Annotated in this window: 22 protein-coding genes; 14 read left to right on the forward strand and 8 right to left on the reverse strand. The window is 46.3% G+C overall.

The genetic code is table 11. The features are described 5' to 3' along the window. Positions 1 to 173 precede the first annotated feature (173 nt). The 4 genes from QYF49_RS01535 to QYF49_RS01550 form a co-directional block, all read right to left on the reverse strand. Positions 174 to 791, reverse strand: coding sequence for a cell wall hydrolase (locus QYF49_RS01535; protein WP_290397876.1), 618 nt, complete (start codon positions 789 to 791; stop codon positions 174 to 176). Between the two features lie 133 nt (positions 792 to 924). Continuing rightward, positions 925 to 1,908, reverse strand: coding sequence for a 2-hydroxyacid dehydrogenase (locus QYF49_RS01540; protein ID WP_290397877.1), 984 nt, complete (start codon positions 1,906 to 1,908; stop codon positions 925 to 927). A 12-nt stretch (positions 1,909 to 1,920) separates the two neighbouring features. Then, positions 1,921 to 2,490 (reverse strand): MFS transporter, encoded by a 570-nt coding sequence (locus tag QYF49_RS01545; protein ID WP_354005784.1) that lies wholly within the window; start codon positions 2,488 to 2,490, stop codon positions 1,921 to 1,923. Next, on the reverse strand, positions 2,487 to 3,218 hold the full coding sequence (locus QYF49_RS01550; RefSeq protein ID WP_290397878.1) for an MFS transporter: 732 nt from the start codon (positions 3,216 to 3,218) through the stop codon (positions 2,487 to 2,489). The genes QYF49_RS01545 and QYF49_RS01550 overlap by 4 nt, the downstream gene beginning before the upstream one ends. 449 nt (positions 3,219 to 3,667) lie before the next feature. Between QYF49_RS01550 and QYF49_RS01555 the strand changes: the two genes are divergently transcribed. The 9 genes from QYF49_RS01555 (at position 3,668) to QYF49_RS01595 (ending at position 11,852) form a co-directional block, all read left to right on the forward strand. Next, entirely contained in the window at positions 3,668 to 4,651 is a 984-nt protein-coding gene (locus QYF49_RS01555; protein ID WP_290397879.1) for a LacI family DNA-binding transcriptional regulator, read from the forward strand. Between the two features lie 114 nt (positions 4,652 to 4,765). Next, complete coding sequence (gene rbsK, locus QYF49_RS01560; RefSeq protein ID WP_290397880.1) at positions 4,766 to 5,644, forward strand: ribokinase; 879 nt, start codon at positions 4,766 to 4,768, stop codon at positions 5,642 to 5,644. Positions 5,645 to 5,705: 61 nt separating this feature from the next. Further along, complete coding sequence (rbsD, locus tag QYF49_RS01565; RefSeq protein WP_290399014.1) at positions 5,706 to 6,098, forward strand: D-ribose pyranase; 393 nt, start codon at positions 5,706 to 5,708, stop codon at positions 6,096 to 6,098. Further along, positions 6,098 to 7,594 carry a sugar ABC transporter ATP-binding protein gene (locus QYF49_RS01570; RefSeq protein ID WP_290397881.1) on the forward strand — a complete coding sequence of 499 codons (1,497 nt, stop codon included), beginning with the start codon at positions 6,098 to 6,100 and terminating at the stop codon, positions 7,592 to 7,594. The genes rbsD and QYF49_RS01570 overlap by 1 nt, the downstream gene beginning before the upstream one ends. A gap of 1 nt (position 7,595) precedes the next feature. Next, positions 7,596 to 8,540 (forward strand): ribose ABC transporter permease, encoded by a 945-nt coding sequence (gene rbsC / locus QYF49_RS01575; protein ID WP_290397882.1) that lies wholly within the window; start codon positions 7,596 to 7,598, stop codon positions 8,538 to 8,540. A 111-nt stretch (positions 8,541 to 8,651) separates the two neighbouring features. Next, complete coding sequence (gene rbsB, locus QYF49_RS01580; RefSeq protein ID WP_290397883.1) at positions 8,652 to 9,578, forward strand: ribose ABC transporter substrate-binding protein RbsB; 927 nt, start codon at positions 8,652 to 8,654, stop codon at positions 9,576 to 9,578. A gap of 269 nt (positions 9,579 to 9,847) precedes the next feature. After that, positions 9,848 to 10,402, forward strand: coding sequence for a hypothetical protein (locus QYF49_RS01585; RefSeq protein WP_290397884.1), 555 nt, complete (start codon positions 9,848 to 9,850; stop codon positions 10,400 to 10,402). 153 nt (positions 10,403 to 10,555) lie between these two features. Further along, complete coding sequence (locus tag QYF49_RS01590; RefSeq protein ID WP_290397885.1) at positions 10,556 to 11,314, forward strand: STAS domain-containing protein; 759 nt, start codon at positions 10,556 to 10,558, stop codon at positions 11,312 to 11,314. Positions 11,315 to 11,480: 166 nt separating this feature from the next. Continuing rightward, positions 11,481 to 11,852, forward strand: a complete 372-nt coding sequence (locus QYF49_RS01595) for a cyclic-phosphate processing receiver domain-containing protein (RefSeq protein WP_290397886.1) — start codon at positions 11,481 to 11,483, stop codon at positions 11,850 to 11,852. A gap of 416 nt (positions 11,853 to 12,268) precedes the next feature. Here QYF49_RS01595 and QYF49_RS01600 read toward each other — a convergent pair whose 3' ends face one another. Beyond that, complete coding sequence (locus QYF49_RS01600; RefSeq protein WP_290397887.1) at positions 12,269 to 13,288, reverse strand: substrate-binding domain-containing protein; 1,020 nt, start codon at positions 13,286 to 13,288, stop codon at positions 12,269 to 12,271. Positions 13,289 to 13,598: 310 nt separating this feature from the next. On the opposite strand from QYF49_RS01600, the gene QYF49_RS01605 reads away from it, so the two are divergent. Genes QYF49_RS01605 through QYF49_RS01625 form a run of 5 tightly spaced genes read left to right on the forward strand, consistent with a single transcriptional unit; the run spans position 13,599 to position 18,647 of the window. Beyond that, the gene (locus QYF49_RS01605; protein WP_290397888.1) at positions 13,599 to 14,921 is read left to right on the forward strand and encodes an ABC transporter substrate-binding protein; all 1,323 of its coding nucleotides are present in this window, start codon (positions 13,599 to 13,601) and stop codon (positions 14,919 to 14,921) included. After that, a complete protein-coding gene (locus QYF49_RS01610; RefSeq protein ID WP_290397889.1) occupies positions 14,921 to 15,802 on the forward strand; it encodes a carbohydrate ABC transporter permease in 882 nt (293 codons plus the stop codon). Before QYF49_RS01605 ends, QYF49_RS01610 begins: the two co-directional genes overlap by 1 nt. Next, entirely contained in the window at positions 15,789 to 16,619 is an 831-nt protein-coding gene (locus tag QYF49_RS01615) for a carbohydrate ABC transporter permease (protein WP_290397890.1), read from the forward strand. Before QYF49_RS01610 ends, QYF49_RS01615 begins: the two co-directional genes overlap by 14 nt. A 15-nt stretch (positions 16,620 to 16,634) precedes the next feature. Further along, positions 16,635 to 17,576 (forward strand): MTP-1 family protein, encoded by a 942-nt coding sequence (locus tag QYF49_RS01620; protein ID WP_290397891.1) that lies wholly within the window; start codon positions 16,635 to 16,637, stop codon positions 17,574 to 17,576. A 12-nt stretch (positions 17,577 to 17,588) separates the two neighbouring features. Then, positions 17,589 to 18,647 carry a BtaManbiosPhlase gene (locus QYF49_RS01625; protein ID WP_290397892.1) on the forward strand — a complete coding sequence of 353 codons (1,059 nt, stop codon included), beginning with the start codon at positions 17,589 to 17,591 and terminating at the stop codon, positions 18,645 to 18,647. A 256-nt stretch (positions 18,648 to 18,903) separates the two neighbouring features. Here QYF49_RS01625 and QYF49_RS01630 read toward each other — a convergent pair whose 3' ends face one another. The 3 genes from QYF49_RS01630 to QYF49_RS01640 are packed head-to-tail and all read right to left on the reverse strand — an operon-like array spanning position 18,904 to position 20,546. After that, positions 18,904 to 19,527, reverse strand: coding sequence for an FMN-binding negative transcriptional regulator (locus tag QYF49_RS01630; protein WP_290397893.1), 624 nt, complete (start codon positions 19,525 to 19,527; stop codon positions 18,904 to 18,906). A gap of 13 nt (positions 19,528 to 19,540) precedes the next feature. Further along, complete coding sequence (gene paiA, locus QYF49_RS01635) at positions 19,541 to 20,068, reverse strand: spermidine/spermine N(1)-acetyltransferase (protein ID WP_290397894.1); 528 nt, start codon at positions 20,066 to 20,068, stop codon at positions 19,541 to 19,543. 25 nt (positions 20,069 to 20,093) lie between these two features. Then, complete coding sequence (locus QYF49_RS01640; protein ID WP_290397895.1) at positions 20,094 to 20,546, reverse strand: MarR family winged helix-turn-helix transcriptional regulator; 453 nt, start codon at positions 20,544 to 20,546, stop codon at positions 20,094 to 20,096. Positions 20,547 to 20,552: the final 6 nt, after the last annotated feature.

The following is a 20,552-nucleotide window of genomic DNA, read 5'->3' on the forward strand; positions in this document are numbered from 1 at the left end:
CCCTTTTCATCAATAATAGACTGCAAATATTAATCTATCAGAAAATATCTGAATATTATGTCGAATTACTTTGTAATAAAAAATTTTATTTCGACAATAAGTGGTGCCACCATAAGTGGTGCCAGGCACCGCTCTTTGACATATGTCAAAAGCGGGGTGCCTGGCACCAATAATTATTTAGCGAATAGATGATTGCCGATGCGGGTGACGCTTTTTCTCGAGAATATCCAGCTGTCCGTAGCAAGGTTAGGATTATAATAGAAAATCGAACCGTGTGTAGGATCCCAGCCTTTCATGGCGTCGATGACGGCTCGGTAGGAAGTGGAGCCTGGATAAAGGTCATATTGTCCGTCATGAACAGCAGTGAAGGCATGAGTCTGATGGATCACAGCGTGAGCATTCTTCGGGAAGCGGGAGTCATCCAGACGATTGAGGATAACAGCAGCAACTGCGACTTTTCCGATGTAGGACTCACCGCGTGCTTCTCCGTGAACCACTCTGGCCATTACTTCAACATCATTTAATTTTCCAAATGTACGCGGTCCCGCAATACCGTCAGGGACAAGTCCGGTAGCCAGCTGAAAATTAGCAACCGCATATTTTGTGAGAGGTCCATAATAGCCGGTAACAGGTCCGTGAAAGTATCCTGCACTTTTCATGCGGTTTTGCAGAGCGGTTACTTTATGTCCTGTACTTCCCTTTACCAGCGTTTGTGCGTACGATAACCCTGGTGCTGCAACTAGCGTAAACCCCGTTACAAAAAGAATCAGCATTTTTTTTACCATCTTCATCAAAATACATCACCTCTCGCTATTTTTTTGACTACTATTTTACAATAACAAACAAATGAAAAAGTATTATCCAACAATGGATTTATTTTATAGTGAGCTAGAAGTATGTATTTAACGGTGCCAGGCACCGTTATTAAATCTTTATCCCGCTTTTTAGTTCTTGGACGATGTTTGGCGGTTGTTTTCCAGTTACGGCAGCGACTAGGTTCTTGGCAGCGAGCATTGCCATATCGAATCTTGTCTGGTAAGTGGCTGAACCGATATGAGGCAGGGTCACCACGTTTGGAAGCTTCAACAACGGGTTGTCAGGTGAGACGGGTTCCTGATCAAATACGTCGAGGCCGGCGGCCAGGATCTTTTGGTTTTGCAATGCTTGAATCAAGGCATTTTCATCGACCGTCTGGCCGCGGGAGGTGTTAATGAAGATGGCGGAATTTTTCATGAGAGCGAACTGCTCTTTGCCTATCAGGTGCTTGGTCCCCTCTGTAAAAGGAACCATTAACAGTACAAAGTCTGAGGTTTGCAGGAGTTCCTCCATTGAGACATAATCAGCATCCAATAATTTTTCTGATTCAGGTTTCCTGTGCCGGTTATGATACTGAATAGTCATGTTAAAGCCGAATTTTGCACGGCGCCCGATGGCCTCGCCGATCCTTCCCATACCAATGATGCCTAACGTTTTTCCGTGGACGTCGACGCCGAAAAGCGGCTCATCATCCTGATCCTCCCATTTTCCGTCCTTCACCAGCTTGTCGAGCTCAGGAATTCGGCGCGCTGTGGACAGTATTAAAGCAAGGGCCAGATCGGCCACCGTTTCATTGAGAACATCAGGGGTATTCGTCCCGATGATGTTCCTTCTTTTCATGGCATCAAGGTCGAAATTGTTATAGCCGACGGAAATATTACTGACCGCCTTTAGATTTGGGGCATGATCCAGCAGTTCATCATCAATCTTTTCCCCGGTAATAAGCAGGCCTTCTGCATCTTTAAGCCTCTCTAAAAGTTCATTTCTAGTAATGGGTGACGCACCGGTCCATTTTTCGCAGGTGCAATGATCAGCGATATAAGCTTCCACCTCGGAAGGTATAGGACGTGCAATAAAAACTTTTGGTTTCAATTTGACAGCCCCCTATTCTTGAATTGGATTCTTGACGATAAACCAATAGCAGAGTGCAGCGCAGCCGGCGATCAAACCTCCGGAGATAAACGCCAAGGAGTAAGAACCTGTCGCATCCACAATCATTCCAGCTATGACAGGGGAAAAGGCTCCTCCAAAATAGCCGCCGAAATTTTGAATGGCGCCAACTGAAGCCACCATGGAAGGCGGTGCGATATCACCGGCAAGCGCCCAGGCACTTCCGGTCATCGCCGAAATAAAGCACAGGGCGAGCGTCAATAATGTGAGCGTCGCCGTAAGGCTAGACACGAAAGGTACCGCACAAACGACAATGGCAGCAGAGATGGCGCTGATCCCTATAAGTGCACGCTTTGCTTTAATAGGTGTAGTAATTTCTTTATCCACGAGCTTTTTCGTAAGGTATCCGCCAAAAATGTTTCCGAAGATTCCTCCAAGCCATGGAATACCTGCGTAAATACCCAGTTCTTTTAAAGAAACATGATGAACATTGGTCAAAAATAGCGGTAGGAAAACCAGGAAGATATTCCAGATCCAAATCGTACAGAAAAAGCCAAGAATCATGCCCCATACACTGCGATACTTAAATAATTGTCTCCATTTAATGTTCGACGCTTGAATGTTTTGTTCCGAGCCGGCTCCATCGACTTGATGTATTCCAGCTCCGCCTCGGTAAGCTTGCGGCTTTTGTCCGGGTTTTTATAAAAGATGAAAAAGCCGATGGCAAAAATGATACCGATCGCACCCGTGATATAAAAGAGGGCTCTCCAGCCAAACGTTACCATGATGAAAACGAGCAGAGGCGGCGCGATAGCCGGGCCCCATTTGGAAGAGGAGTCCCAAATGCCGGTGGCCAGCCCCCGTTCCTTTTTCGGAAACCAATAGGAAGTGATCTTGGCCATCGTCGGAAAACAGGGAGCTTCACCGACACCGAGCAAAACCCGTGCGGCAATAAAGGAAGACATCTTATTAACAGCACCAGTCAGCATGGTAGCACCGCTCCACCAAATCAATGCGATCGTATAAACTTTTCTTGTCCCGAAACGGTCAATCAGCCATCCGGATGGCAGCTGCATTAGCGCATAACTCCAGGAAAACACCGTGCCCAGCAATCCAATATCTGTGGCAGTGAGCCCGAGTTCTTTCATCATTTCCGGAGCAGCGATGGAAAGGTTAGCGCGATCAAGGTAGTTAATAATTCCTCCAATCAATAACCAAATAACAACCGTCCACCGAAACTTCCTTGCGAAATTAACCGGTTTTGCTTGCTTCGTCTCAAGTCTTGCTTCCATTACCCAATCCCTCCTTGTTTTTATAAAACGCCTGGTTGGCAGCGCTTTCAAAATTGGAAAATTAGCGGTAAGACTGGCTTTTATGTATTCACAAAGAGGTAAATTGTTTTATAATATAAAACACAGTTTTCATATAACGGCATAAAAATAAACAGATAATTCTATCTATTCTGTCAGTAATCTTATTATGCGCTGAGGAACTTGTCAATAGGGAGAAAGTTTTGCAATGAAAGTTTTGTGGCGAACAGATCAGTGTGCCGCTTTTTGACAATAGTCAAAAGCCGGTGCCTGGCACCAAAAAATAATTCCCTTTGACATTTCAAAAAGAGGGGATTATACTGTGTGTAACCGGTTACATATTGTAAGACGGATTTTTTTACAGTGTATGTGTAACCGGTTACACATACAAAACATAACTCACCAAATAGCGTTTATCGGAGTGTTTGATTATGGCGACGATTAAAGACGTGGCAAAGCAGGCGGGTGTTTCTGTTGCGACGGTGTCCAGGGTGCTGAACAGCAACGGATACGTCAATGAAGATACAAAGAAAAAGGTGGAGGAAGCGATTGATCGGCTGAACTACAAGCCGAACGCCGTGGCCCGCAGTCTCTACAAGAAAACGTCAAAGACCATCGGCCTGATGGTACCGGATATCGTGAACCCCTTTTTCCCGGAGCTGGCAAGGGCGGTTGAAGACACGGCCCACAAGCTTGGTTATAACGTCGTTTTCTGCAATACCGATGAAAACGTGGAAAAAGAAGAGCATTACCTTGAGATCCTGCTTCAGAAATATGTAGACGGCCTCATTGTTGCATCCAATACACTGACTGCCGAAAAAGTGAGACAGCTGAACATACCGGTCGTAAGCATCGACCGTAAAATCAATGCTGACATTCCGACTGTGGTTGTAAAAAATAAGAGCGGCGCACGAAAAGCGACGGGTTTCCTATTAGAAATGGGATGTAAACGAATCGCGCATCTCAGCGGACCGGAGCATATTGATAACGCGATGGAGCGCCGTACCGGTTATCTGGAAGAAGTGGGGAGTGAACCGTGGTTCGACAGCAGCTATATCGAAGACGGCAACTATGATATGAAGACAGCGATTAACGCTACGCTTCAACTGCTCGGCCGCCATCCTGAGATCGATGGAATCTTTGCCGGAAACGATGTGATGGCCATCGGTGCAATCAAAGCGGCCCACAAGTTCGGAAAAAAGGTTCCCGAAGATTTGGCCATCATTGGCTTCGATGGAATCTCATTGGCTGAGGCTACAACGCCAGAACTGACCACAGTAGGCCAGCCGATCTACGATATGGGAACAATCGTCGCGGATCTTCTTGTCAAACTGATCGAGAAAAAAGCAGTTGAAAATACCTTCTTTGAGTTCGATGTAGAACTGATCGAACGGGAATCAACGAGGAAGGTGTAAGGGTTTTGGTGCCTAAGTTTTTGGTGCCAGGCACCGCAATTACACACTTGTGTAACGCCGGTGCCTGGCACCGAAAAGGCACGAGAACGAAATCGACAAAAAGGAGGGCTCGCGATGGCAGCTAAGATTACGGTAGTGGGAAGCATTAATATGGATCTGGTGACGATTTCGAACAAAGTTCCGAAGATGGGGGAGACGCTTCTCGGACAGGAGTTTAAAACGATTCCCGGCGGAAAAGGGGCGAACCAGGCAGTAGCTGCCGCAAGACTGGGAGCGGATGTCCGCATGGTAGGCTGTGTTGGAGATGATGTTTTTGGCTCCGAGCTCAAGGATCATTTAAACAAGCAGGGAGTGGACGTAACTGACGTAGAGCAGGTCCCTGGCTCCACCGGAACAGCGACCATCCTTGTATCGGAAGGAGACAACAGCATCATCGTTGTACCGGCGGCCAACCATCAAGTAACCCCTGAATTTGTGGAGAAAAAGCGGGATGCGATTGCCGGAAGTGATTTTCTCCTCGTTCAGCTGGAGATTCCGCTGGAAAGTGTTCAGAAAGCAGTGAGCATCGCCAAGGAAAACGGTGTTAAAGTAGTCCTCAACCCTGCTCCTATTCAGGGGTTGTCTGAAGAACTCCTATCGCAAGCCGACTACATCACACCGAATGAACACGAACTCGAATTGCTGCTGAAAGGGCGGGATGAACAGTTCATCAAGGAAAAGGTCATCGTAACGAAGGGCTCAAAGGGCCTAACTTTTTATAAAGATGGAGAAGAGATCAACGTCCGTTCATACAAGGTCGACGTTATCGATACGACAGGTGCGGGTGATTCCTTTAACGGCGGTCTTGCGGTCGGACTAGGCCAGGGGCTGTCCCTGAAAGCTGCCTGTAAATTTGGCAACGCGGTTGCTGCCCTCTCGACGACAAAGCTCGGGGCGCAGAACGGAATGCCTACGAAAGCGGAAGTTGAGCAGTTCATCGCGGTTAACGGCTGATCCACTAATTACTCCCGTTCAAATCGATGCAAGAAAACACCATGAGAAAGGAGTGATGCAGATGAAAAAACAAGGCATACTGAACAGCGAGATCGCTTCGGTTCTCGCGCGAATGGGCCACACAGATACGATCGTCATCGCCGACTGCGGCTTACCGATCCCGGATAATGTTAAACGAATCGACATCGCCCTGACGATCGGGACACCCGGTTTCCTGGAAACATTGCAGGCAGTCGCGGATGACATGAAGGTTGAGAAGGTGACACTGGCGCAGGAGCTGGAGGAGAACGAGGCGTATCTCAAAAAAGTTCTGGACACGGTGCCAGGCACCGCGCAGGAGATCGTGCCTCATGAAGTATTCAAAGACTTAACGAAGAATGCGAAGGCGGTCATCCGCACAGGTGAAACGACACCTTATGCCAACATCATTTTACATTCGGGGGTGATTTTCTAATGAAAGAGCAGTCACTTGTTCACTTATCCGGTATCTATAAATCATTTTCAGATGTTCATGTGCTGAAAAATGTGAACTTTGATGTGAAGGCTGGGGAAGTTCATGCCCTAATGGGTGAGAACGGCGCAGGCAAATCAACATTGATGAAGATCATGGCTGGCATCTATGAACGAGACAAAGGGACGATCACGGTGAAAGGGAAGGACGTGCATTTTTCCAATCCGAAAGAGGCTGAAGAGATGGGGATCGGTGTTGTGCATCAGGAGCTGAACATCATTCCGTATCTGACCATGACGGAAAATCTTTTCTTGGGAAAGGAGCTGGCGTACGGCAAAACAGGCATCTTGCGGACAAATGAAATGAGAAAACGAACGAAAAACGCACTGCAGCAGCTCGGTGTGGAGCTCCATCCCGATGCGGTGGCCGGCGAGCTTTCGGTCGGACAGCAGCAGATGATCGAGATCGCAAAAGTGCTTGAAACGAATTCCGACTGCATCATCATGGACGAGCCCACGGCGGCACTTACCGACCGTGAAATCGAGGCGCTTTTTACCGTGATTGAAAAACTGAAGCAGCAAGGCGTCGGAATCGTCTACATCTCCCACAGGATGGAGGAAATCTTTCAGATCTGTGACCGGATCTCGGTACTCCGGGACGGTGATTTTATCGGTACGAAGATCGTCAAGGAAACGAATTTCGACGAGATTGTTTCGATGATGGTCGGCCGCCAGCTTGGAGAGCGTTTTCCTGAACGGCAGGCGAAGATCGGCCCGGAAAGGCTGAGAGTGGAAGGACTTTCAAGAAAAGAACTGTTTGAAGATATTCACTTTGACGTCAAACAGGGCGAAATCTTAGGTATCGCTGGTCTGATGGGCGCAGGGCGGACTGAGATCATGGAAGCGATCTTCGGCTATAAGAAGAAGGACGGCGGCACCATTTATCTGGACGGCAAACCGTTGAATATTACAAAACCATCCGATGCGATTGCAGCTGGACTCGCGTTTGTGACAGAGGACCGCAAAGATAAAGGGCTTGTTGCAGGGATGACCGTCCGCGAAAATTTAACGCTTACCAATTTGAAAGCGGTGTCAAATGGCGGTGTGATCTCAGCAAGTGAAGAGCAGAAGGAAACAGAGCGTCTTATTAAAAAGTTACACGTCAAGACGTCCGGCGGCGAACAGATCGTCAAATCATTGAGCGGCGGAAATCAGCAGAAGATCGTCATCGGTAAATGGGTGAACAATCAGCCGAAAGTGCTGATCCTGGACGAACCGACCCGTGGGGTGGACGTTGGGGCGAAAAAGGAAATCTATCAGATTATGAATGAACTGACGGAGCAGGGAGTGTCCATCATCATGGTATCCTCCGAGCTGCCGGAAATTTTGGGAATGAGTGACCGGATTCTTGTCATTCATGAAGGAAAGATCAGCAGAATCCTCGATCGTAAAGAAGCTGATCAGGAAAAAATTATGCATGCTGCAACAGGAGGGATGTAACATGTCAGCCTCAACACGAAAGATTAGTATATTTCAGAAACTCGGTCCGCTCATCGGACTCGTCATCATCTTAATTGTCCTGTCCATATTAAGTCCGGAGTTCTTCACGTTAACGAATATTCTCAACGTTCTTCGGCAGGTCTCCATTAACGCGCTCATTGCGTTTGGACTGACGTTTGTCATTTTGACGGGAGGCATCGACCTCTCCGTCGGTTCCATGCTGGCGCTTTCCGGAGCGATTACAGCCGGGCTGATGGCTGGCGGAACTGATCCGGTAATCGCGATGCTTGCAGGATTGGCTGCCGGTACAGTAATGGGTGCGATCAACGGAATCATTATCAGCAAAGGGAAAGTGGCGCCGTTTATCGCGACACTTGCAACGATGACGATCTTCCGTGGGTTGACGCTCGTGTACACAGAGGGAAAACCAATCACCGGCCTTTCGGATGATATGAGCTTTGTCTGGATGGGCCGCGGATATTTCCTGGGAATTCCGTTCCCGGTCATCTGGATGCTGCTTGCGTTCGCTGTCCTCTGGTTCATCTTGAAAAAGACGACCTTTGGAAGAAGAACGTATGCGATCGGCGGAAACGAAGAAGCATCATTGCTTTCAGGGATTAAAGTCGGACGCATCAAAGTCATGATCTACTCGCTCACCGGTTTACTGAGTGCGTTCGCAGGTATTATTCTTACGTCCCGTTTGAATTCTGCTCAGCCTACGGCAGGAACGGCGTACGAGCTCGATGCCATCGCAGCCGTTGTGCTTGGCGGGACAAGCCTATCTGGCGGTAAAGGCTGGATCTTCGGCACACTGGTCGGTGCCCTCATCATTGGGGTGCTGAACAACGGATTGAATCTGCTAAACGTTTCATCCTTCTACCAGCAGGTCGTCAAGGGGGGAGTCATCCTGCTCGCTGTCCTGATCGACCGGAAGAAGGCAGCGTAGGAGTTTCGAGGAGGTTTGGTGCCAGGCACCGCAATTACACACTTGTGTAACATCGGTGCCTGGCACCTGTTAAACCAATATAGCATTACGACAAAAAGGGAGGATTTATCAATGAAAAAAATGTTCAAGAGTTTAATTGTTCTCGTCATTGGGGCTTTAATTCTGACCGCTTGTTCCACAAAAGCACCAGGTTCAGATGACAGCAAGAAAAAGGGCAAGGGAGATCTAAAGATCGGGCTATCGGTTTCAACACTTAACAACCCATTCTTTGTGACATTAAAAGAAGGGGCTGAGAAAGAAGCGAAAAAAGCTGGCGTTCAGCTGAAAACAGTTGATGCACAGGATGATTCTGCAAAGCAGGTCAATGACATCGAGGACTTGATCCAGCAAGGTGTGGATGTGCTTTTAGTAAACCCAACAGACTCAGCAGCGATTTCTTCTGCCATTGAATCAGCAAACAGCGCAAACATTCCAGTCATTACGGTTGACCGCAGTGCAGAAGGCGGAAAAGTAGTTTCTCATATTGCTTCAGATAACGTAGCAGGCGGAAAAATGGCCGGCGATTATATTGCCAAGCAGCTTAAAGGCAAGGGAAATGTAGTAGAGCTTGAAGGAATCTCAGGATCATCAGCAGCACGCGAACGCGGTGAAGGTTTCCATAAAGCAGTCGATAACCAGAAAGGCATCAAAGTCGTTGCAAAACAAACAGCAAGCTTTGACCGTGCTAAAGGCTTGAACGTTATGGAGAACATCCTGCAAGGCAACAAAAATGTCGATGCAGTATTTGCTCATAATGATGAGATGGCACTAGGAGCGCTACAGGCGCTTGAAGCAGCCGGTTTGAAAGATGTCGTTGTAGTCGGATTTGATGCAACGGATGATGCACAAAAAGCAGTAAAAGAAGGAAAAATGGCGGCAACTGTTGCTCAAAAACCAGACATGATTGGTGCAGAGGCTGTTAAAACAGCAGTAAAAGTGAACAAAGACGAGAAAGTCGAAAAGTTCATTCCAGTAGATTTGGATCTCATTACAAAATAAAAGCCATTTAGTGAGCGGTGCCAGGCACTCCAATTACACATTTGTGGAATGGAGGTGCCTGGCACCTCTGCTTGTAGCACCACTTCTATTTCCGGGGAAATTCCACAATTTTTGCAGGATATCAGCCCTTCATTTTCATATATTACAAGGATAGATGTCAGGTGAAAGTGAAGGATCCTTGATACGTTTTACGATGCGATGGAACGGCTTCAGAAAGACACGGCCGACCAGCTTTTTAAAGTGCTGGAGTAGCAGAAGGATTACATCCAGTGTACGGACAGATCTATTTGTACGAGCTGTACAGGCTTCGATATTTATTGCTCACCAACCGGCTGCAGGAATTTGACGAAGCCGCAGCCCTGATGCACAAATACAATTCGAAATTTTCTCCGTTCGAGGCCAACCTTTTCGACTTTTTACAGGGCATTTACTATGGCCAGAAAGAACAGTTTGCCCATGCATTAGCCATCCACAGCCGAAACGAGGCTGATGCAGAGCTGTATCTTACGAAGGTGACAGATTACTATTATTATTTATCTGCTGTACATGGACATCTGTATCATTATTCCTTGTCCGTACATTATGCCTGCAAAGCGCTTCGGGTCTATCAGAACAGCAACAACCTGCTGCGTATTGTGTATGTCAAAATGATATTGGCCGTTAACTTTATTTTTATCGGACAATATGAGAAAAGCGAGGAGACGCTGCTGCTCATTTTACGCGATGCCGAACAGCTGAAGGACAGAGAATCGCTCGACTATTACGCAACGGCTCTTCAATTAAAAGAGGCATTAAGGCATACGGCTTGTAATAATTTTTGTTGAAGTTTAAAAGCTGATTAATAGAGAAGAAGGTGCTTGGGCGAGCATCTTCTTCTTTTCGTTTGGGTGCGATTTTTTGCATCTCTTGCTTCTCGCATGTAAAAAATACTGCTTTGTTTTATAATAAATCTATACCAGATAAAGGAGACTACTTACATGCATCCAATGCCAATTGACATATCAAGTACTGATGCTTTGAACAGTATTGGTGAAGTCATACTTCTTGCAGATAAAGAGTACAATCTTATCTGGATGAACCTAAAAGCGAAAGAGGTTTTAGGGAGTATTGCCCCGTTTTATGGGCTTTCGGGTTCAGATGATTTTATCGGTTTGAATATGGACTTTTTTCACCAAAAGCCTGACCATCAGCGCAGAGTAATGGGACAGCTCAAGGATGGGCATAGAGCAAGGATCAATATTAAAGACAAAGTGATCGCAGATATCGTAATTACCCCTATTCTAAAAGGCCAAAATCAAGAAAACCTGGTAGGTTATATGGTCATGTTAATGGACGTTACCTCCAAAGCCCAAGAGGATAATCGTAAAGAGAAACTAATTAAAGACCTCTCTGTGCCGATACTCAATATTTGGGATGGGACGATTGCTCTAACGCTCATAGGAAACATGGACATAGAACGGGGAGAGCATATTATAACTACAGTTCTAGAGGAATGTGTCCAAAAGCGCGTCAGGTTTGTAATGGTCAGTTTAAGAGGTATCACCACCTTTGATGATAGTGTCAGAAATAATCTGACAAAACTATATGACTGTCTGAACTTAATTGGGGTAGAATGTATTGTTGTTGGCATTAATCCTGAGCTGGCAATAAGCATTCAAGAGTTAAATAATATCCCGACATTTAAAGATGCTCATGCTGGATTAAAATATATTATTTCATTGGAAAATAGCAAGTAGAAGCTTCCCGTTGGCGGATTTTATCTGAATAGTTTGTCAGTTTTTAGCTTTAAAAGTCGCTTTTGTTCCATAAACCTCGCATCCATGTTAAGGTGGACAAAAGATGTTTTTATTTAGGGATTTTCGACTTCTCTTAGTCACCCCTTTATAAGGGAAGGAGTCAGAAATGGGAAACATTAGCGTTTTTTTAGATGACTACCGGAAAGCACCCGAAGGCTATGTTTTAGCGGAGACGATTGACGATTGTATGGATTTGCTGCGAAAATTTCCTGTCGAACATCTTTCTTTGGATCACGACTTAGTAAATAAACACAGGAATGGTTTAATGCTTGTTCAAATGATGGTGGATGAAAGATTATTTGCCAACCGCATAACGATTCATTCTGCCAATTCAGTTGGCGGCAAAGCGATGTACAACTGCCTAAAACAGGCACAAACAGATTCTATCCTTTCCACCTCGACCATTGTATCGTTAAGACCCCTGCCCCTAAAATATTTCCCGCCTAGGGTTCTCCAGCACTATTTAGACGTCCAGTAGACCTCTTTTCTAGTAGACCACCTATCGCATTGAGACATATACAAAACACCATCATAAGGCTGCGATGGCCCAAATTTTTTTGGGGCGGAGCAGTCTTTTTTTCAAATTTGGTGCCAGGCACCACAATTACACAAGTGTGTAACGCTGGTGCCTGGCACCACACAAACTGAATAGCTCCGAACTGAAAATAATGTGTTTGGTGAGTTAATGTTAGAAAACCGTGAGTAAAGTGTGTCGAACCGTGAGTAATCGGATAATTTTGGTGAGTAAAAACTTCATTTCCGTGAGTAAACCAAACAAAACCGTGAGAAACCAAAAGTGCCAGATCGAATGTACTCGGCTGGCCATCGAACAGATGGCCGAATTGGCTGGCAGTATACCAAAAAAGGCAATAAAGCTACTGGATTGCTTCCCTTTTACCCCCGAACCTTCCCTGTCGACTCCCGCACGATCAACTCTGACGGAAGCAGCAGTTCGATGATCGGCTCACCCTTATGCTGCATGCGCCACATGAGCTGCTCGACGGCTTTTCGGCCGTACAGATCCAAATCAATGTTCATCGTCGTGATCTTCGGAATAGACAACCGGGACAGCATTCCGTTGTCAAAACTGCAAACGGAGGCTTGGCCTGGAACAGCGATGCCGTGCTGCTGCAGGGCGGACCTCACAAAAAATCCAAACCCATCGTTCACGCAAAACCAGGCACTGGGCTGAATATCGAGCCCCTGCACAAGCGCCGTAACCTCCTGATCATCTTCAAGAACCTCACTGAACACAAAATCCTCCTTAAGCGGGATCCCATGCTCCTGAAGTGCGAGCCTGTAGCCTTCCAAACGCTCCTGGTAACTCGGGGAAAGCGTCGCGTTTCCAACGTACGCGATATCCCGGTGGCCGAGCCCGATCAGATGCTTGACCGCGGTATACGCGCCGAACCGGTTGTTCGTCACAATGGCATCCGCCTGAATGAGTGGATGGTGGTGGTCGATCATCACTGTCGGTATGCCGGTCGCAATCACAGCGTTACTGTACTCCGTACTGATGTGCGAGAGAATGAGCACACCATCGACCTTACCCTCCGCGATAAAGGAAGGAAGGACAAGATGGTCCCGTGCCTCGGTGTTGACCGACTGGATGAGCAGGTTCATCCCGCGTGCGGCCACTTCTTTTTCAATACTCAAATAGATTTCTCCGAAAAAACTTTTAAGCGAAAACGCATAATCGGAAGCGATCAGACCGATCGTTCCTGTTCCGGTGCCAGCCAAACCATTAGCCACAACGGACTTTTTGCCGCTGTATCCCATTTCTTGTGCCGTTTTTTCCACGAGCTTTCTCGTGGCCTCACTCACGCCCGGTTTCCCGGACAGTGCCTGGGAAACAGAGTTTTTCGATATATTCAATGCATCGGCAATATCTTGCATAGAGATTTTTTTCGCCATTTCTCTTCAACCCTTCAGCTTTTATCATCTATATAAATTACACACGAACAATTTGTCACGTTACAGTTAAACTATAACCCAATCCACCGAACTCGTAAACTATCACAAGGAAATTCAACCATTTATTTTTCAGATAAAAAGAATTGACAGAACTTTTGTAATCATGTAAAACTGTAATTGTAAAGTTATTAATCACATTACAAAAGTTACAAATAGAATAAAATGTAATGTTTTCCAAACGAGCGAGCGTAAATTTTTTTGGGGGAAGATGACAGCGCTTACTCAAACTATCGTATTGGGGGATATTGTGATGAAAATGAAGAAGGCAGCTTCACTTTTGCTTGGTGCGACACTGACCGTTTCGGCGCTCTCGGCTTGTTCGACGGGAAACCCGGTAAGTGAAGATTCATCAAAGAACGGAACGACAACGATTGAGTTCTGGGCAGCACCAAACCCGCCTCAGCAGGCGTACTGGAAAGAAACCGCCAAAGAATTTGAAAAAAGCCACCCGAAAATCAAGATCAAGGTGAGTCCGATCAAGGAAAGCCCGACGTCGGAAGCGAGCATCCAATCCGCGATCGCGGGTAAAGAAGCACCGACGATGTCTGAGAACATCAACCGCGGATTCGCTGCACAGCTCGCGGAAAGCAAGGCGATCGAACCGCTGAACAAGCTGGATGGATACAATGACATCATTCAATCCCGCAGCATGAGTGACACGATCAAAGGCTGGAAATTCTCTGACGGCAACCAATATGTATTGCCGATCTCCTCTAATGCCATGCTGTTCGGCTGGAGACTCGATATCCTGAAAAAGCTTGGCTATAGCGAGCCGCCGAAAACCTACAGCGAAGTGATTGACGTAACAAAGAAACTAAAAGCAAAGTACCCGGACAAATACTTATGGGCAAAGCCAGACCTTGCTGATCCGACGGCCTGGAAGCGCTGGTTCGACTTCTTCATGCTTTATGACGCGGCGTCCCAAGGAAACAATTTTATAGAAGGAAGTAAGCTCGTGGCTGACGATAAAGCCGGTGTGGATGTGCTGAACTTCATGAACGATATCCGTCAGGAAAAAGGCATCCTTACGAAGCAGTCGAAGGATCCGTTCGAAACCGGTCTTGGCATCTTTACCGACATCGGACCGTGGACGCTTACGTATTGGGCAGAAAAATTCCCGGAGATGAAATACAAGGAAACGTTCGCTCTCTCCGCACCGCCAGTGCCGGACGGAGCTAGTACAAAGGATGTATCCACGTTTGCGGATACAAAAGGCCTTGTCATCTATACCTCTGCCCCTGAAAACGAGAAAAAAGCAGCGATGGAATTCATGAAATGGGTATATTCGAAGCCTGAGAACGATGTGAAGTGGTTTGAGAAGACGAACCTGCCGCCTGCACGCGATGATTTGGCAACCAACGATGCGTTCAAACCGATCTTTGACAAAAATCCAGCGCTCAAGCCTTACGCATTGGCGGTTCCAAATGCTGTTCCATCCATTGATAACGCGAAATACAATGAACTTCAAACCTATATTGGCCAATATGCCGTCAACCCTGTCGTAAAAGGGGAAGTACAGCCGAAGAAAGGCTGGGAAAAGATGAAAGAGGCCATTGAGGGGGATCTCAAGTAATGAGAACCAGGCATAATAACAGGTTGGGCTGGCTTTTCGCCAGTCCTTACCTTTTATATGGGCTGATCTTTTTCCTGATCCCGCTCGGCTGGTCGTTCTATTTGTCGATCACTGACTGGAATTTGATCGCTCCCGTTTTTCACCATGTCGGCTTTGAAAACTTTATGAAAGCACTAAAAAGCCCTGGGGTCCATGCCGCATTCATCGTTACGTTCAAGTTCATGATCGTGTTCGTGCCGATGGTCATCGCCTCATCATTGGTCGTGGCGCTCGCCGTTCACGGCCTGCCGCGGTTCAAAGGCTTGTTCTTGATCGGTTTCTTCCTGCCGTACTTGGCCTCCGGTGTCGTATCGTCCTTCATCGTGAAAGGATTTCTTTCCTATAACAGCCCGGTGAACAAGTTTCTGCGCGGCACGTTCAGCCTTGACGTAAACTGGCTTGGCACTCCGTTTTCTGCACTATTGGTCGTTTCGGTGATCATGGCCTGGAAGTTTACCGGCTACTACGCGCTCATCCTGACGTCAGGCTTTGAATCCATTAACAAGGAAATTTACGAAGCGGCCGACATCGACGGAGTCAACGGCTGGCAGCGTTTTTGGAAAATTACATTGCCGCTGCTTTACCCTGCGCTGTTTACAACCCTTATCCTTTCGATCGGCGTGACCTTCGGAATTTTTACCGAGGTGTACCAGCTCACAGGGGGAGGGCCGAACTTCGCGACCAACACGTGGCAGATGGAGATCTACAAGCAGGCATTCCAGAACCTGTCCGCCGGCTATGCATCGTCTGTAGCGCTCATCGCATCGGTTGTCACGTTCATCTCGATCTTCATCATTCGAAAATTTTTAGAAATGTGGGGGAAACGAAATGGCTGGACCTAAGAAAGAGTCACTTACCATCCGCTATATCATGGCGTTTCTGCTCTTGTTTATCATGGTGTTTCCGTACCTCTACATGGTGCTGAACTCGTTCGCTGACTGGAACCAGGTGGACCGGAAGTTAATCCCGGACAGCTTTTCCCTTCGTTCCTATGAATGGCTGCTGAGCGGCGGGCAAGCGGCTGAACCGCGGCCGTGGATCCGTGCCTTTTTCAACAGCCTGATTGTTTCCACCGGCTCTACAGCGCTTATGATGGTGACCGGTATCGTCGTCGCCTACGCGCTCGCCAAGCTTCAGTTCCGCGGCCGAAATTTCCTGAACAACGCGGTCCTGTTTCAAATGTTTTTCCCTGCGATCATTCTGCTCGTGCCGACGTTCCTCATCATCCAGCGTTTTGGACTTTATGATTCCTACTGGGCGATGATTCTGCCGAAAGCCTTGAGCCTGTGGGCCGTCTTCATGTACACGAACTTCTTCCGGGCCATCCCCGACACGTTTATTGAAGCAGCAAAACTGGACGGCGCTTCCGACTGGCAGATCATCTTTCGGATCATGCTGCCGATGTCGAAATCGATCACGATCGTTGTCTTTCTCTTCCTGTTCATGGAACGGTGGACCGAGCTTCTCTGGGACATGCTGGTCGTCAAGAGCGATAACATGCTGACACTCAATGTACTGCTGTCTCAGATGTTCGGGCCGTACGGCGGCTATCCGGGACCGATGTATGCGGCATCCGTCATCCTGACCGTGCCGATCATCATCCTGTTCCTGTTCTTTGCCAAAAAGTTTAAAGAAGGCATGCAGTTCACTCTGAAATAAAGGGGGATATCTCCATTGAAACTCATTAAATCCGACATAAAAACGTGCAGCGAACTGCGCGCGGAATACGAGAAAAAAGAAAAGCCCGGCCTGCCTGAAAAAATACTGATTGAAGGTGTAGGCTGCCGAGATGTATATAACATTACCGCACCCTTTGATGATGACGGCCAGCTGATCATCGCCGGGCGGGTAGAAGCCCGGGAAAGCGAGCAATCTGAGGTTCGTTTTTTCATAGAATCAGAAAACGTATGGGCTCCGAGAGAGGGAACACCAGTCTTCCAGCTGCAGGATCCGTTTGTTACCCGTATTTCAGGAGAAATCATTTTAGGCGGGGTTGAGACCTTTCCACATCCAACCATTGAAAGCGCTCTTGGCTGGAGAACCGTGTTTTATAAAGGAAGCACCATTCATACCCTTGAAGACTTCTTTAAAGGCCCGGATGGCATGAAGGATCTGCGCATTGCAGAGCTGCTCGACGGTTCGATCGCCATCTTCACACGTCCGCAAGGCGAGAAAGGCGGAAGAGGGAAAATTGGCTTCACGGTCGTTCCTTCGCTCAACGACTTAACCCTGGAGGCCATCGAAAACGCACCACTTTTGGAAAATCAGTTTACGGATGAAGAGTGGGGAGGAGCGAACGAGCTTCATGTCCTTTCCAGTGGATTGGTCGGTGTGCTTGGGCATATCGCGTGCTTTGATGAGTTAGGTGACCGGCATTATTATCCCATGTTCTTTGTCATGGATCCGAAAACAGGAGAGCATTCCGACATCGAACTGATCGCCGTACGAAACGATTTCCTGCCGGGTGCATCGAAACGGCCTGACCTCGTGGATGTGGTGTTTAGCGGTGGCTTGGTCCGAAAAGAAGATGGCACAGCTGATCTATACGCCGGCATCTCTGACGCAGAAGCCCATAAATTAACCATTCAAGATCCGTTCCTACCCTATGAGAGATAAGGAGACTGCAGCATGAATGTATATCGATACGGACAGAACCCCCTAGTAACACCTAGTGATGTCAAACCACACCGTCCAAACTTTGAAGTGATCGGTGCCTTCAACGCGGGTATCGCCCGATACAAGGACGAGGTCATCATGCTGCTTCGCGTGGCTGAACGCCCGGTGAGCGAAGACCCTGAAATCGTCAAAGCACCTGTCTATAACGTGGAAAAAAAGGAGCTCGAAATCCTGGATTTCCAGCTTTCCGACGAAAACTATGATTTTTCCGATCCGCGTGTCATTCGAAAGGCAGGCTCCGAGCAGTTTGTTTATCTGACATCTTTATCTTACTTGCGGATCGCCCGAAGCAAGGACGGCCGCAGCTTTACGATCGACCCGGATCCTTTCTACTATCCGTCCAACGAGCTCGAGACCTTTGGCATCGAGGATCCGCGAATTACACAGATTGAGGGGACGTATTATATCTACTTCAGTGCCTGTTCACCAGTCGGCGTGGGAGAGTCGATGATTTCCACGAAAGACTTCCGGACGATCGAACATCATGGCATGATCTTCGCACCAGAAAACAAGGATGTTCTCATCTTCCCGGAAAAAGTGAACGGCAAATACTACGCCCTTCACCGCCCAGTACCTAAAAGCGCCGGTGCACCGGAGATCTGGATCGCTGAATCTCCGGACCTCCTGCATTGGGGCAACCATCAATACTTGCTCGGACTGCGTGACGGCATGTGGGACAACGGCCGCATCGGCGGCGGTGCAGTCCCGATCAAAACGGAAAAAGGCTGGCTCGAACTGTACCACGGCGCTGCTAAAGACAACCGCTACTGCATGGGCGCTGTACTGCTCGATCTGAACGACCCATCAAAAGTAATCGCCCGTTCCGAGACCCCGATCCTTGAGCCGGAAGCCGACTACGAAGTGAACGGCTTCTTCGGCAACGTCGTGTTCTCGTGCGGGGCGCTAGTGGAGGGCGATACTGTGAAGATGTATTACGGGGTGTCCGATACGTCCATGGCGTGTGCGGAGCTCAGTTTGAGTGAGATTTTGGATTCGTTAACTAAAGAGTAGTAAAAAAAACAGCCTTGAACCAGGTTCAAGGCGTTGTCTCTTTTCAATAACTTTAGACATTACATTTTTTTACTTATTGTTCGTATTATAGTTGAATAGGCTATAACAATACTAAATTGAAACGCCCCCGTTAGCAATCCTGCAGAGAGTTGATTATAGGCTTTGAAAAAAAGAGCTCGTCTTCATATTTTATAAAAAAAACAGAGGGGCATTTCGGGTTCCTCTGTTTTTCCTTAAGGAAAAATTAACACAATACTTATTTGCCCTTTTTTAACTTCCTCTCCATCAATTGTGCCATTTGTTGAGAGTTCATATCCTTTTCTTCATAGAGTTTATTAACGATGTTTTGATAGTCCTCTTCATTACGATTTTGACTTAGTTTATTGGCAGCTTGAATTTCTTGTACTTTAATCTTAAATCCGACAATACCTTTTAGTTGTTTTTCTAATAACTGAGGAGAAAGCTTATCCCATAACACTGGATTCTTACGGTGTTTTTCGTATTTTTGCAGCAACATTGTCAGATCCTCTTTTAACTCTTCTTCGTGCAAAATGCTGGCTGTACCATAAACATGTACAGCTTGATAGTTCCATGTCGGGACATTTTCCTCTTCATACCAGGAAGAAGAGATATAAGCGTGTGGTCCTTGGAACATAACCAATACATCTTCACAGGTTTCGAATGTTCTCCATTGAGGGTTCCCATAAGCCATATGCCCCGTCATATAGTACGAATCTCCTTCTTTCATTAACTTCAATGGCAAATGAGTGGCAATCGGCTTCCCTTGTTCTGTTGTGACAATCGTGCCAAAAGAGTTTTTTTGGACAAAATCCCATATTTCATCAACATTTGTGACCTTAAAATATTTTGGGACATACATAATAATCCGCCTTTCAAAAAAGTGATATGAGTGTTTTGGTCAATATAAAGTCCATTTGTTCTTCATCACCCATATAAAAAGAGTGGGCTCCAGTTTGAACAAACCCCATTTTCTTATAAAAGGCAATAGCATTTTCATTTTTTTCCCATACGCCCAGCCAGATCTTCTTTTTATTTCGTTCCAGCGCAATTTCCATAGCTTTATTTAGCAGATATTTACCAAGTCCATGTTTTTGAAATTTGTTCTTTATATAAATCCTCTCGATTTCAAGTGATCCATCACCCATTTCTTCAGACTGAGCGTCATTGGTATTTACCTTTAAATATCCAGCGATTTCATTATTAAAAAAAACAAAAAAGAATTGTGAAGAAATATTGGTTAATTCTTTTTCTAATTGTTTTAAGTTAAATGCCCTTTCCAAATAGGCATTCATATTTTCGGGTGAATTCTGATGCTTAAATGTCTCATTAAATGTTTCATAACTAATTTCTTGAAGTTTGCGAGAATCTTCAAGGGTACACTTTTTTATATTTATAGTCATTTAAATATGTCGCTCCTATCTATCATCAATAATTTCTCTTGTTTCCCTTTTTTACAAATTCCCAGTCTATCTCTATATTTTTTCTTACTCTTTGAAGAAGATTGAAAAGGGTTTCTGCTTCTCTTTCGGAAAATCCCTCTAATGCAACGATATTGGAATAATCATTTTCTCTTTTTATAAAAGGAAAAACATTTTTCCCTTTCTCTGTCGGAAAGAGTTTTTTAATTTTTTTGTTATGTTTATCTTCTTTCTTTTCAATAAAGCCATTGATTTCAAGTTTTTTTATAGCACGAGCTGCTGTTGTTCGATCTACTTTTATCATCTCAGCTAACTTTTCTTGAATGATTCCTGGGTTTTCACATATTCGCACAAGGTACAAATACTGCCCTTTTGTAAGGTCATATTCTTTAAATTCTATATTGCTTATAGAATCTAATGCCCTTGCTATCATGCCAATTTCACGAAGAATCTCCTTCATAATTAA

Source organism: Fictibacillus terranigra, assembly GCF_030412265.1.
Classification (GTDB): Bacteria; Bacillota; Bacilli; order Bacillales; family Fictibacillaceae; genus Fictibacillus_C; species Fictibacillus_C terrinigri.